The organism is Desulfonatronum thiodismutans, from assembly GCF_000717475.1.
Taxonomy (GTDB): Bacteria; Desulfobacterota; Desulfovibrionia; order Desulfovibrionales; family Desulfonatronaceae; genus Desulfonatronum; species Desulfonatronum thiodismutans.
In genome coordinates, this window is record NZ_JPIK01000005.1 from 1 (window position 1) to 13,629 (window position 13,629).

15 protein-coding genes are annotated in these 13,629 nt (G+C 57.2%); 9 read left to right on the forward strand and 6 right to left on the reverse strand.

Going from position 1 to position 13,629, the window contains the following annotated elements:
• Window positions 1-115: 115 nt before the first annotated feature.
• From GY33_RS0103285 to GY33_RS0103305, 5 genes are all read right to left on the reverse strand, one after another.
• The gene (locus GY33_RS0103285) at window positions 116-733 is read right to left on the reverse strand and encodes an ABC transporter ATP-binding protein (RefSeq protein ID WP_051822251.1); all 618 of its coding nucleotides are present in this window, start codon (window positions 731-733) and stop codon (window positions 116-118) included.
• The gene (locus GY33_RS0103290; RefSeq protein ID WP_235185450.1) at window positions 730-1,317 is read right to left on the reverse strand and encodes an ABC transporter permease; all 588 of its coding nucleotides are present in this window, start codon (window positions 1,315-1,317) and stop codon (window positions 730-732) included. The genes GY33_RS0103285 and GY33_RS0103290 overlap by 4 nt, the downstream gene beginning before the upstream one ends.
• Before the next feature lie 187 nt (window positions 1,318-1,504).
• On the reverse strand, window positions 1,505-2,353 hold the full coding sequence (locus tag GY33_RS0103295) for a substrate-binding domain-containing protein (RefSeq protein ID WP_031385966.1): 849 nt from the start codon (window positions 2,351-2,353) through the stop codon (window positions 1,505-1,507).
• A gap of 131 nt (window positions 2,354-2,484) precedes the next feature.
• Complete coding sequence (locus GY33_RS0103300; RefSeq protein ID WP_031385967.1) at window positions 2,485-3,600, reverse strand: class I SAM-dependent methyltransferase; 1,116 nt, start codon at window positions 3,598-3,600, stop codon at window positions 2,485-2,487.
• Window positions 3,601-3,602: 2 nt separating this feature from the next.
• Window positions 3,603-5,654 (reverse strand): TonB-dependent receptor, encoded by a 2,052-nt coding sequence (locus GY33_RS0103305; RefSeq protein ID WP_031385968.1) that lies wholly within the window; start codon window positions 5,652-5,654, stop codon window positions 3,603-3,605.
• A gap of 138 nt (window positions 5,655-5,792) precedes the next feature.
• Between GY33_RS0103305 and GY33_RS0103310 the strand changes: the two genes are divergently transcribed.
• The 9 genes from GY33_RS0103310 (at window position 5,793) to msrA (ending at window position 13,289) form a co-directional block, all read left to right on the forward strand.
• Window positions 5,793-6,707: a helix-turn-helix transcriptional regulator gene (locus GY33_RS0103310; protein ID WP_235185451.1), complete on the forward strand. Its 915-nt coding sequence runs from the start codon at window positions 5,793-5,795 to the stop codon at window positions 6,705-6,707.
• 259 nt (window positions 6,708-6,966) lie between these two features.
• A complete protein-coding gene (locus GY33_RS0103315; RefSeq protein ID WP_031385970.1) occupies window positions 6,967-7,884 on the forward strand; it encodes a DMT family transporter in 918 nt (305 codons plus the stop codon).
• Window positions 7,885-8,017: 133 nt separating this feature from the next.
• Entirely contained in the window at window positions 8,018-8,800 is a 783-nt protein-coding gene (locus GY33_RS0103320; RefSeq protein WP_031385971.1) for a dienelactone hydrolase family protein, read from the forward strand.
• Window positions 8,801-8,919: 119 nt separating this feature from the next.
• A complete protein-coding gene (locus GY33_RS0103325; RefSeq protein WP_031385972.1) occupies window positions 8,920-9,117 on the forward strand; it encodes a rubredoxin-like domain-containing protein in 198 nt (65 codons plus the stop codon).
• Window positions 9,118-9,693: 576 nt separating this feature from the next.
• Entirely contained in the window at window positions 9,694-10,398 is a 705-nt protein-coding gene (locus GY33_RS0103330) for a response regulator transcription factor (protein WP_031385973.1), read from the forward strand.
• Entirely contained in the window at window positions 10,395-11,501 is a 1,107-nt protein-coding gene (locus GY33_RS0103335; protein WP_035271179.1) for a sensor histidine kinase, read from the forward strand. Before GY33_RS0103330 ends, GY33_RS0103335 begins: the two co-directional genes overlap by 4 nt.
• 114 nt (window positions 11,502-11,615) lie before the next feature.
• Window positions 11,616-12,059 (forward strand): YHS domain-containing (seleno)protein, encoded by a 444-nt coding sequence (locus tag GY33_RS0103340; RefSeq protein WP_031385975.1) that lies wholly within the window; start codon window positions 11,616-11,618, stop codon window positions 12,057-12,059.
• A gap of 24 nt (window positions 12,060-12,083) precedes the next feature.
• A complete protein-coding gene (msrB, locus tag GY33_RS18945; RefSeq protein ID WP_035271320.1) occupies window positions 12,084-12,581 on the forward strand; it encodes a peptide-methionine (R)-S-oxide reductase MsrB in 498 nt (165 codons plus the stop codon).
• Window positions 12,582-12,659: 78 nt separating this feature from the next.
• Window positions 12,660-13,289, forward strand: a complete 630-nt coding sequence (msrA, locus tag GY33_RS0103350) for a peptide-methionine (S)-S-oxide reductase MsrA (RefSeq protein ID WP_031385977.1) — start codon at window positions 12,660-12,662, stop codon at window positions 13,287-13,289.
• Here the strand turns inward: msrA and GY33_RS0103355 are convergent, their stop codons facing one another.
• Window positions 13,290-13,580: a hypothetical protein gene (locus GY33_RS0103355; protein WP_031385978.1), complete on the reverse strand. Its 291-nt coding sequence runs from the start codon at window positions 13,578-13,580 to the stop codon at window positions 13,290-13,292. It lies immediately after the preceding gene.
• Window positions 13,581-13,629 lie beyond the last annotated feature (49 nt).

Consider the following 13,629-nt stretch of genomic DNA (forward strand, 5'->3'; position numbering starts at 1 on the left):
CGTATGAATAAATACGCTTCGACTTCGAACTTTTTTTGCTCCTTGCACTTGGGGTTTTTGAACGGACTGCCGGATAAGGACTTTTTCAACACTCAGCCAGGCAGATCTGTTGTTCTCAAGCTGTCTGCGGGGTCAGCTTGCCGCTTTCAAGTCTGAAAATTCGTGTCGCGCCATTCAGAATATCTTCCAGATGATGTGTTATCTGAAGAATACCAATCCCCTTGCCACATACGGCGGATTCCAGAAGCCCCTTCATGCTTTCCCGCAATTCATGATCCAGCCCGGTGAATGGTTCGTCCAGTATGAGCAGAGTCGGCTTGATAATCAGTGCCCGCGCCAAAGACACGCGTTGCCGCATCCCGCCGGAGAGTTGTTCCGGATACAGACTTTCAGCCCCGGCAAGTCCCATGTCACGCAAGAGACGCAGTGCCTCACTTTTGTGGTGGCTTCCTGAGTCTTTCAACGGGAGCAAAACGTTCTCCAGCGCATTCCGCCAAGGCAAAAGCCTTGGCTCCTGAAAGACGAAGCCAATTCGCGTGGTATTTGTCGCGACAAGGCCGGAAAGCGGCTTCACTAATCCGGAAGCCATGCGCACCAGGGTTGACTTGCCTTCGCCGCTTGGGCCGGTAATCACAACGGACTCACCCGGAAAAACATCCAGGTCGATGCCGGTGAGAACCACCCGCCCGGAATAGCCATACTGCGCGTCTCGCAAGGAAATGAGCGGTGTCATGCCTTTTCCCCACGTTGCAGTTTCTTCCTGAACTGGCGCAAAAGAGTAACTTCAATCAGGCTGACCATGAGCATGCTGATCAAGGCCACGGCATAAAGTTCCGCCGTGTCCAGATTGGAACGGGCCACGGCCAGGGTGTAACCGAGTCCTTGCGACGCGCCCAAGGTTTCGCCAAGTATGGCGACCCGCATGGCGCCGCCAAGCGCGACAACGCATGAGGACATGAGGGGAGCGCTGACTGCGGGCAAATACAACTCGGTCAGACGCTTGCGAAAGGATAGCCGGTAGGCCCGCGCCATTTCCCGCAGATTGCCCTCCACAGCGCCAATTCCTTCCTGCATCCCGAGATAGAGTGTCGGGGTAACGGTCAGAGCCACAATGACGACAACCATTGTCGAGCCTACGCCGCACCAGAGCATGGCCAGAATGACCAGGACAATACCGGGGACACTGGAAAGTACCCAGCGAAACGGCAACAGAAATTGAGCGATATTCGGGTATATCCCCGCACTGGCGCCAAGGGAGCCGCCGACAAGAACCCCCACGACGAAACCGGCTAAAATCCGGTATAGCGTAGGCACCATGCCGGACATCCAAAAGTCTTTGTCTGACAGTAGTGTTGCCGCCGCGGAAAGCGTCTCCCAAGGAGAAGCGAAGGCGAGAGTGCCACTGCCGGAAGCAAGAAAATGCCATGTGCCGAGAAAGAATAGGCAGCCGGACAGCCTCCAACTCCAACCCTTGAGCCCGGCAGACGCCAAAAGGCGGAATCGACTACGGGGCTGCATCGCCAAGCCCCCATAAGTCCTCACCAGGCAAGCGCCCTCCCACGGAAGCGGGATTAATGGCAAAAAGCCGTTCCAACATGAATCTGGCCGCGTTTTCCCCCTCTTCTCCCGTGAGCAGGCCGAGGGAGCGTAGCTCACTTATCCCCAGACCCGGCGCGGCCTTAAACATTTGGCCGAGTTCCGGGTATTCCACTTCCGCCAACCGTAGGGCTGCTTCTCCATTTTCTTCCGTCCAGGTCGCGCCTTCCAGAAAGGCCCGCAAAACAAGAGCGCTGGCGCTTTCATCCTTCGCCAAAGGACCGACCATGACCAGCGCCGCCGTTGGCATGACGGGCTGTCCTGGGAAGACGTGAGGCCAGACATCCTTAAGCATGAAACGCTTGCTGATTCCCCCTTTTTGTGAATTTTGCATCATCACCAGAGTTGCCGCCGGTTCCGCCAGGAGGGCATGTGTCGCCCGGCCGAGTCGAAGAAGGTTGGCGGCTTCCATGATGCTGCCGCAATGGCGCAGCTTCAATTCCATGCCCTGTTCGGAGGTCAGCGCTTTCAGGGCCAGTTCGGGCATATTCCCTGGCCCGAAAGGAAGCAGGACTTCCTTGCCGTGCAATGATGCAAACTCTTCCGTCGGAGAGGAATCAAGAGCATCAGAACCAGGGGCATCCGTGGCGACAATCCATAACGGCGCGGAATAGACGGCCACAATCCGGCACGGGATTCCCTTGTTGGAGAGAACCGCCGCTGTGGGCAACGTTGTTATCACAGCGTCCACCGCTCCGTTGGCGATCAGGGTCCGCACCTGTTCCGGAGAACGCCAGGGAATGAAATCCGCGCCCATTCCCGCCGCACGGAACGCATCGCTCTTCGAAGCCCGTAAAAGAGGGACGGCCTGTGCAACCGGGGGGGCGGAAAACCGTATGGTTTTGCCGCCCCCGGTATCAGCCCAAGCGGGAAGAATCGATCCAGCGGCTATTGCAAAACAGAGTAATGCAACTTGCAAAAGCGACATTGGATACCCTCCGTCTTCAACGGCTTCTGAAAAACCTCAAGATCAGCGTCGCCGAACAGCATGGGCAAGTTTCTTTTGTAAATCCGGCTGAATCCCGCCTGTATCGCCGCATCGGCAATATAGCCCTCGACAAAGGATACGTCCTGTCCTTCAAGCGCCAGGGAAACGCGGGAAAGGGTCATCAAGGCCGGTTCGGTATTTTCACGGCGTATCCCTTCATGAATGCTGACAAAGAAACCACCAGGATTGAGTGCCGCGTAAATACGTTCCACGAAGGACGGCAAATCCTTCGCGTAGTAAAGACTCTGGCAGGTCCAGATCAGGTCATGGCCCGCGCCCCAATCAAGACGGTTGTAATCACCGGGAAGGAATGAAACCTTCCCGAGTAATCCCGCTGCGTCAGCCTCCTGTTCCGCCAACTGGAGCGCATGTGGAAAATCGCATAAAACCATATGTACCCTTGGCAGGTGTTGGCCAATGCGAAGACTGGTTATGCCCGGGCCGCACCCTAAATCCAGAACGGAACGGAACCGCTCCGCTCCGGGAAGCGAGGCGGCTATGCCGGCCATCGCGTCCGCGACTCCCGCCTTTTGGTACCCGGCAAGCCCTTTTGCGGAACGCTTCCAGTGTTCCGCATCGTGCAGACTGTCCCCGGTCGCCACGGGAGAAAACTCGGAAAACAGACAATCCTTGAACCGATGGATGTTTCTGTGCTGCATGGCTTTCAACGAGATGACGAGTTCTCCAAGATACGCCGGTTTATCTTTCCGGAGATAGGCGTCCGTGATTGTTGCGTTGCGGTAAGAGCCATTTTCTTTTTGCAGCAGTCCAGCAGCGGTCATGGCATCAAGGATATACGCGAGCTTGTCCTGCCGTGATATTCCGATCTTGGCGGCAATGGCGGGCAAGGTGCCTGTATGGGCTACAATATCAGGCAACTCAAGCTCTATAGCCAACTCCAGCAATGCTAAGCGTACCGGAGCAACAAGCCATTCAGCGAGCGTGGCGAACGGGAGCCGTCCGCCCGTGAAAAAAGCTGACGGCTCCAATATGCTGTTTGTCGGGTCATAAATCACAGCTAGAATCTCCAGGTAATGGTCGTGCCGAAAGTCATTGGGTCGCCATCTTCAACAATGGTCTGATCGTTGGCGATCAATTTTTTGATTGCGTAGCGATCATCAAAGACGTTCTTGCCCCACACGGAGAACTCCCAGTTTTCGCCTCGGTAGCCGCCTTGGAGATTTACGGTTTTGTATCCGGAGTCACTAAGAGAGTTTTCCGCATCAAAGTATTGCTTGCCGGAACCGAAGAAATCCGCTTGCGCGAAAAAGCCGGACTGATGTGTGTAGCCGATGCCGAGATTATAGGTCAGGTCAGGCGCCCAGGGCAGGCGGTTGCCCTCGTAGTTCGTGGAACCAACCGTCCATTCATCTATTTTCGAGCGGGCGTAGCCGATCCCACCTCGCAATTCCAGGCCGGTTATCGGGTACGCCTTCAGTTCAAGCTCTGCCCCGGAGGAGTGGGCTTGAGCGGAGTTGGTGAATTTCCAAGTGCCGACGCCACCAGACGGATCTTCTTCTCTGACTTGCTTGTCTCTGATTTTGGAATGGAAAACAGCCATATTGGCGAGCAGTTTGCTATCCAGCCAGTTGCTCTTCAGCCCAGCTTCGTAGTTGGTGCTGTATTCTGGATCATAATAAAAGTTGTCTTGGTTGCTGGCGGAAAATACGTTGAAGCCGCCGGGCAGATAGCCTTGCGACCATGAAACATAGCTGGTCAGATTGTCCGTGATGTCCCAAGAAGTGGAGGCCATCGGGAGAAACTCCGTAAAGTCGGTCCGTTTTCCATAATCCCGGCGGACGCCCAAACCGTTTTCCCAACTCTGGTCGCCATCAAGTCGGGTATGCTCAACGCGGAGTCCTGCCGAAAGGCGAAGATTGTCCAGCAATGAATAGGTGGCCTGCCCGAAAAGCGCTCCGGTTTTTTCCGTGTACTTGGTATGAAGATAGGTTGTTCCCGCGGCCATCATTCGCAGTCTGTCCATGTCCGTACGGGTAGAAGTCCTGGCAAGAAAAACGCCGGACACCCAGGACAGTTTTTGTTCGCCCACTGACGCAAGGCGCAGTTCCTGCGTAAAGTTGTCCTGGTCAATTTTCATGTCGGACACGCCAACCGGGGCAGGCGTCCGGTCGATATCACTTATCATCTTGTAGTCGTAGCCTATATAGCTGGTGATGGAGGTCGCTTTAACCGAATTGCCAGTATAGTCGGCGACAAGAGCGGGGACGACGAGGTTTGATGAGGCTTTGTCGGCGGCATCGGAACGCACTTCATGCCTGCCGGAGCGGTTGGGGCCGGTAGCAAGCCTCATAGTTCCCCTCCCGTCTTCATTGCGGGCGGCATCAAGCGAAAAGCGCAGATCCAACTCCTCGGTAGGAGTGACGCGCAACATAACCCGGCCTGAGTCAAGCTCATGCCGGGCAGCTTGGTCATCCCCCTTGTAGGTATTTTTTACATATCCATCTGTTTGGTGCCGCAGATAGCTCCCAGAGAAATATGCCTTGTCTTCAAGCAAGGGGGCGGCTACGGCTGCACCTACGCGAATAGTGTCATAGTTGCCGATTTCCGTGAAAACCGAGCCCTGAGTCATATTGTCTGGAATGCGACGCACCAAGTTCACTACACCGGATTCACTGTTTTTACCGTACAGCGTCCCTTGCGGCCCTCGAACCACCTCAATACGCTCAATATCGTGCAGATAGATATTCTGCATAAATGAAAGAGGATAGGGAATGCCGTCAATATATAGTCCAGCAGGAGATTGCAATGCCGTATCCCATGTCGAAAACCCGCGAATAACAATTTCATTTCCGGAACTTGTACTTTTCATGTGTACGTTAGTGAAAAGACGTGTTGCATCTTGTAGAGTTTTTGAAGAGGAGTTCTCCAAATCAATGTCACTGGCTACGGAAATACTTGAGGCAATATCCTTTACATTCTGCTCACGCTTTGTTGCTGTAACGGTTACAGTGTCCATTGTGTAGGTGTTTACGGACTGTTGCTCCCCCGCATATGCAGGCAACGCAAGAAATACTGCGGCCATTGCCGCAAATCTGATGATACGACGCATAGCTCCTCCTGATACGATATTTTGTGCTTGAAAACGAATAGCTTTATCATTATGGTAAGACGCGGCACGCGTCTACCCGAAGCGGGGACAAAAACCACCCTGCGCGGGGTCGCTCGGTAATTCAGGATGGGTATGGGAATGAAGCAGGATATAACGTCATTTGCGGGGCCGGACGTTTACGGCATGACAGGGACTGAGACTGTTAATCTCAGGCCCGGCTTGGCCATGCAAATAGCCCATGTCTCCCAGCCCTTCGCTTTCAGGACGGAATTTGCGATTCATGACTCGCCGGTTATCTTCGGGTTCTTGCTTGCCGGACTGAACTGCTGCCGCTACCTGGAAGGGCCGTTGGAAAAAAACGAACGTATCCATAGCGTTGGAAGCAATGGAATAGCGTACCTTCCGGACACGGCTGGCGTCCTGGATTGTAAGGGAGGTATGCATCGGCTGAGCATCATTGTGTCCCAAGAGATCCTTGAACCGTATATTTCTTATGAAAGCGGCAAGATTCCAATGGGATTACGCGGCGCTCTTTCCGGCGCAAAGGAAGCCTTCCATTGGGCGGGACAGCGGAGCACCGCTAAAATGCGGCTCATTTCGGAAATTTTTACAAACGCCTATTCCGGCTCTCTTCGCAGACTGCACCTTGAAACCCGAACTTTGGAGCTTATGGGCTTGCAGTTGAGGGAATATTTGGTTCCTGAACCACGATGCCCGCACCCTGCGCTCAAGGCCTCCGACATCAGCCGTATTAAGGATGCGCGGGCAATCCTGATCCAGGACATGGAAAACCCGCCATCCATGGCGCAATTGGCCAGAATGGCGGGCATCAATGAAAAGAAGCTGAAAATTGGTTTCAAGCAACTATTTGGAATGCCTGCCTTTGAATATTTCCGAAACTACCGCCTGGACATTGCCAAAGAACTGATAGCCTCCGGTATGATGAGCGTTACGGAAGTCGGTATGCACATTGGCTATCAAAACATGAGTCATTTCAGTGCGGAGTTTCGCAAAAAATTCGGGATCTCTCCCAAGAAATTCCAGAGTTATTGACCCTTGTTCTCCCGCCAGCCAGTGCAATCCAAAAAATCATGAGTGTGAAATGGGGCCAATGGAATAGGGTCAAGTCCGCCCTTAACTTCTGTGGGCTTCTTCAAGTAGTTTGACCGAATGGCAAGATCATTGCGGATTGAATATCCCGGAGCCTGGTATCACGTCACGAAACGGGGCAGGCGGTGGGAGCGGTCTTTTCCCGACGATGCGACATTGGCCGCCGCGAATCCTTCTTTTGAGTATCAAAAAACGAGATCACATGATGGGCATGAGTACGGCTTTCGTGGCGCTGGCGGCATTTTTCTGGGGGGTGTCCGGTGGAATCGGCGGCATCCTTATGGCCGACGGCTGGGACGCGTTCGTCGTCTCATTTTACCGGGGCGTGATCGGATTGCTGTGCGTCCTCGTCTGGCTGATGCTGCGCCCGCGCGGCAGCGGGCTGACAAATCGCCGGTTATGGTTCTGGTCGGCCATTGCCGGTATCGGGGTGGCAGGCAATTTTTCGTTCTATTTCGTGAGCATCGGCCAGGGAAGCGTCGCGGTTGCGGCGACGTTGATGTACTGCGCGCCGGTGTTTGTGTACCTTGTGTCGTTCGCCCTGAAGCTGGAAAGGCCCACCCCGCTGAAGTGGGCCGCCATCGCGGTGGTGATGCTCGGTATCGTGTTGCTCACCGGGATTTACGACATCGGCGCGAGCGGCGTCACGGCCATTGGCGCGGGCACCGGGCTGCTTTCCGGGCTGTCTTACGCGATATTCATTTTCGGCTTCAAATATGCGGTGCCGCATGGCAGCCCGCAGGCGATTCTCGCCATTGCGTTCGCGGTACTTGCCGTCATCCTGATCTGGCCGGGCGATGCCGACCAGGCCGTTGCGGTCCTGAGTACTCCGGATTGGCCGCTGTTCGTGGTACTGGGCGTGTTCGGCGCGGGATTGTCGTTCGTTCTTTATATCACCGGCCTGAAGCATACGGTGCCGGCCGTGGCCTCAATCGTGGCCATGGTTGAACCGGTCACCGCTTCGCTGTTCGGCGTCGTGATTTTGAACCAGACCCTGGTTGGTCCGCAAATTTTGGGCATGGGGTTGATATTGGTCACCGTGACCGCGCTAAGCGTAACTTCCCGGTCCGCAAGGCCGCCTTCCGATTTAGCTGCAAAAAGTTCAAACTCTCACATCTGAATAAATACTCTTCGATATTGGTTTTTTAGCTCTTTACATTTTGGTTTTTGAACTGGCTGTGGATAAGGACTATTTCAACACTCAGTCAGCCTAAGAACTCTCCTCAACCCGCAACCCCAAGGAGGGCATCGCCATGAAGTCGCTCGCTTGCACGCCATTGCTGCTTTTGGCTCTGACGCTTTCGGCATGGGCCGAACCAATCACCAAGATCGTGCCCTATGCCATCGGTGAGACGCAATTCGAGGGAACGATAGTCTACCAAGGCGACTCGTCCCAAAACAAGCCAGGGGTTCTGATGGTTCCCAATTGGATGGGCCCCACCGCGCAATCCGTGGAAAAGGCGGCTCGTGTTGCCGGTGATGGGTACGTCGTGTTCATGATCGACATGTACGGCAAGGAGGTCAGGCCGACGAACCGCGCCGAAGCCGCGGCGGCCGCCGGATCGCTTCGGGCGGACAGGCGGTTGATGCGCGAACGGGTCAATGCCGCGCTGGAGGTGTTCAAGGAACAAGCCGGCGACGTTCCGCTGGACCCTTCCCGGATCGCGGCCATTGGTTTCTGCTTCGGAGGAGGGGTCGTGCTGGAACTGGCCCGCGGCGGCACGGAACTGCCCGGCGTGGTCTCCTTTCACGGCAACCTGGACACGCCGGACCCGGCCGACGCGAAACGGATCAAGGCCAAAATTCTGGTGCTCCACGGCGCGAACGATCCGGCCGTGCCGGACGAACAAGTTCAGACCTTTATCCAGGAAATGCGTGACGCCGGGGTGGATTGGCAACTCATCCACTATGGCGGCGCCGTGCACTCCTTCACGGACCCGCACGCGGACACTCCCGGCAGGAACGAATACCACCCGCTGGTTGCCCAACGGGCTTTCATCGCCATGGAGGCGTTTTTCAGGGAAATATTCGAATAGCCCCGCCCTCGCGGACCAAGGGCTTGAAAGCCCAAGGGAAAGCGAGGATTGTTGAAGCGGCGTGACATGGCAGCGCGTGGACTTCGGCGCGAAAACACGACTCACTCAAGGAGCGAAAGATGGCTTACTTCAAATGCGACAACTGCGGAAACACCGTGGAGGCGCGAACGCCGCCGGAAATCTGTCCGGCCTGCGCCCACAAGTGTCTATTCGTGGACGTGACCTGCTACACGCCGGAATGCGGAGGGCCGGAATCCAGAAGCATCAACCCGGCCATGTTTGAAAAAGAACGCACCGCGGACAAGACGGAAAAATAAGCGCGGACCAGGAACGATCGGTGAGGGCGGGCCATGCCGGACGTCCGGCATGGCTCGAAAGACGTACGTTCCGCTTGAGGTCCGCACCGGAACAAGGCCATTGCAACAGCACACATTGGGCACGGCTCCCCCAGCAGTCTCTTGCCGCGCATCTCGGGCTTCAGCCGCTGTCAGCGGGATCATCAAAAAGAACGAGACAAGTTATACTGCTTGAGGTCGATTATTTAAATTTGTTGGCGTTCCAAAAGGGCCATCGCTGTTTTCGGGCTAGCGTTGCATCATTTTATGCCGCCCTTTCAGGGCTATTATTGTTGGGGGGCGTTTTACCCAGGGCGTTGCCCTGGGCTACGGTAGTTCGCCCTTTCAGGGCTTGTCTGAAGCCCCAACGGGGCGACATATTATAGCCCAGGGCAACGCCCTGGGTAGATGAAGTTAAAACAAAAATAGCCCTGTAAGGGCGGCATAAAGGCGTCATCAGATTTTTTTTTATTGTTTCACCCTAAACCAGTATAAAAAGCAAAACCTGACCCTGTTAAATGTACAACAAGCGGGACGGCAAATGGTGTGGGATTGCCCTTGAACAAGCAGCCGATTCTGATCGTTGAGGACGAGCCGAACATCGCCAGGCTGATCGAGACGTACCTCAAGCATGCCGGTTTTGCGACGATCCGGGCCGCCGACGGCCGCCGGGCTCTGGAACTGATTCGCGATGAGCGGCCGCGGCTGGTGATACTTGATCTGCTCCTGCCCGAGATCGACGGCTGGACGGTCGCGCATGAATTGCGGCGCGAGTCGGACATTCCGTTCCTGATCCTGTCGGCCCAGAAGGACGAGATCGACCGGGTGGCGGGCTTCACGGCCGGCGCTGATGACTATGTCGTCAAACCCTTCTCGCCGCGCGAGCTGGTTGAGCGGGTCCGGGCCATTCTCCGGCGTTACGAGGCCGTGTCCAGGAAGGCGCAACCGGCGGTTCTGCGCGCGGGGGGCCTTGAGCTGGATCCGGAACGCTACCGGGTCAGCCGCGGCGGGGACGAGATCGAGCTGACGCTGGTCGAATTCAGGCTGCTGCAGGCCCTGATGCGCGCCCCGGGGCGCGTACTGACCCGCGAGGCGTTGATCGCAAGCATGTACGACGACGAGCCCGATGTCATTGACCGGGTCATCGACGTGCACATCGGCAAGCTGCGGCGCAAGCTGGAACGCGATCCTTCGTCGCCGCGGCTCATCCGCACCGTGCGCGGGGTCGGCTACAGTTTCGTTCCGGAGGACAACGAGCGATGACGGATCGCGCGAAGCTTCCCTGGCGTTCCACGCTGCTGCTCAAGCTCCTGCTCGTCAACCTGCCGGTGATCGTGCTGGTGATGTTCATCGTCTGGTGGGCCATCGGCCATCTCGCCGCTGATTACTTCACGGCACTGATGCAGGAATACGACATCGCCCCGGATACGACCCACGCGATGTTCCTTGAAGCAGTGAACCGTTACCTCCTGTGGGCCGCGCTGTTTGCTCTGCTGCTCGCGACCGTGTCCTCGCTGCTGCTTACCCGCCAGGTGCTCAAACCGCTACGGGCCATGCAGGATGCCACGCGTCAGGTCTCGGCGGGTCACTACGCCGCGCGCGTACCTGTTACGACGAGCGATGAGCTGGCGGATCTGGGCCGTGCCTTCAACCGGATGTCCGAGGCCTTGGAGCGCAACGAGTACCTCCGGCGCAAGCTGGTGGCCGACGTCGCCCACGAGCTGCGTACGCCGCTGACGAACCTGCGCGGCTACCTGGAGGGTGTCGCGGATGGCGTCGTGGCCGCTGATCAGCACACGCTGGAGCTGTTGCAGGGCGAGCTGATGCGGCTGGTGCGGCTGGTCGACGACCTGCATTCGTTGACCGAAGCGGAGGCTGGCGGCTTGCGCCTGGATCGCGAGCATGTTGATCTGGCCGCTCTGGTCGAGCGCGAACTGGAACTGGCCCGACCGATGATCGAGACCGGCGCGATCGTGGTGTCACGGAATTTTTCGGCCGGTTCCGAGCGCATCCATGCCGACCCGGACAAGCTCTCGCGCATCCTGCGCAACCTGTTGGAGAATGCGTGTCGTTATACGCCGCGCGAGGGGCTGATCAGTGTCTCCGGACGGCGCAACGGCGACCGTGTACGTCTCGAGGTCGCCAACACCGGCGCGACGATCCCGGCCGCTGATTTGCCCCACATCTTTGAGCGCTTCTACCGCGTCGAACGTGCGCGCTCCCGCGAGACGGGAGGGGCCGGCATCGGATTGGCGATTGTCCGCGAGCTGGTCGAAGCGCACGACGGGCAGGTTGGCGCGAGCAGTGAGGATGGCTGGACGCGCGTGTGGATCGAGTTGCCTGAGCGCCTCGTTGATTCATCCTGATTGCTTTTACATTTCCTTTACATTGGCTTTATTCCCTCTTCACACAAGGGCGCTAGAAAACACCTCGAGGCCACGGAAACATTGCAAATTTCATCGTGAAACAGGAGGTGCATCATGTCTGTCTGGATCAAAACGGTTTTCGGAATGCTGGCTGCCATCCTGCTGCTACCGGCGATTGCCGGTGCTGAGGGAAGGATCTATGTGAAGGACGGTGTGGCGTTGGGCGGCACTGATCCGGTTGCCTATTTTGAAGTCGGAGAACCCGTCCAAGGCTCCGCGAATCACACCCATGAGTGGCGCGGTGCGCAGTGGCATTTCGCCAGTGCCGAGCATCGCGACATGTTCGCCGGGAACCCGGAGGTCTACGCGCCTCAGTACGGGGGCTGGTGCGCCTGGGCCGCGGCCGAGAACTATGCGGCGGCGACCATACCGGAGGCTTGGAATATCGTCGATGGAAAGCTCTACCTCAATGCCAGTCTGCGGGTGAAGAGCCGTTGGGAACGGGACATTGAAGGTTACATCAGGGCCGCTGACGCCAACTGGCCCAACATCTTTTGACATATGGAAAACCGGGAGGCCAAAATGCATCGTCGTGACTTTCTGCTGCTCACTCTCGGAGCGGGCGTATGCCTGATGCTGCCCGCGGGAGCGGCCATGGGCAATGTCAATGCCAATGTCAATGTCGGGGTGCGCGAGTTTCATCCCGTGACGGATCGTTCCTGGGATCTCGAACCCCTCCCGCATGACCCGGCATTCTGGCGTGACCACGTCTTTGACGCCGCATGGGACATCCTGTTCCGCGACGGGACGGAGCCCCCCTTCTCGAGCCCGCTGGACAAGCTCTACGAGGACGGCACCTACGTCTGCGCGGCCTGTCACCTGCCGCTGTTCAGTTCTGACGCCAAGTACGACAGTCGCACCGGCTGGCCGAGCTTCTACCAGCCCTTCGAAGGTCATATGGGTACGAAGGCGGATCGCAAGCTCTGGAGGGTGCGCACGGAATACCACTGCATCCGCTGCCGTGGACACCAGGGCCATGTGTTCGATGACGGCCCCAAGCCCACGGGCCAACGCTGGTGAAACAACGGGCTCGCCCTGCGCTTCGTGCCGGTCGACGAGCCGCTGCCGCAACTGCGAGGCTGAAAAATGAAACCGATAATGATACTGATTCGGAAACTGCCGTGGATCCCTGTCCTGCTGCTGGCCTGCGTGCTTGTTCCCGCGACCGGCTTTGCCGACGATGAGCAGCGGGCCACGGCCCTGTTCGCGGGGGGCTGCTTCTGGTGCGTGGAAGAGGCGTTCGACGCGGTCGACGGCGTCGTCGCCACCACGTCCGGCTTCGCCGGAGGCCATGTCGAGAATCCATCCTATGAACGGGTGGTCGCCGGGGGCACCGGCCACTACGAGAGCGTGCTGGTCGAGTACGACCCCTCGCGGGTCTCCTACGAGGAACTGCTCTACGCCTTCTGGCGCAATGTCGACCCGCTGGACGGCGGGGGGCAGTTCTGCGACCGGGGCGACCATTACCGGGCGGCCGTCTTTGTCCACGGCGAGGACGAATACCGGGCGGCCCGGAAATCAAAGGAGGAACTGGATCGCTCCGGGCGCTTCGATAAACCGATTGCCACGGAAATTCTCGAACGAACCACCTTCTACCCGGCGGAAGAGCATCACCAGAACTACTACCAAAAGAATCCGTTGCGTTATCGGTACTATGTGACCCGATGCGGCCGCTATTCGCGCCTGAACCAGGTCTGGGGAGACGAGGCCCGGCCGGGGAAGAATTGATCACCCAGTGACCGGCGGTCCGCTGAAAAATGCCGAACTGGCGCGCCGTCGCAAAGGCTTCGAACTCTCGCGTTTGAATAGCCGGACCTCGGCCTCTTTTGCTTCTCGTACTTGAAGTTTTGGGATGGTTCGCTTTGCAGTGAAAACAGGTTGACACTTTTTCGAAAGCACAAATTCGATATACCCTCGAATGAAGAAACGAACCGCCCGCTCCCGTTGGTCGCTAAAGGCACGAGGTACGCCAAGGAAAAGATTTTGGAAAGCAGGGAAAAAGCTGCTTTCCAAAAACATTGCCCCTCCCTGTCGGGAGGAATCAACATCGCCGATAGGCGGTGAGTCT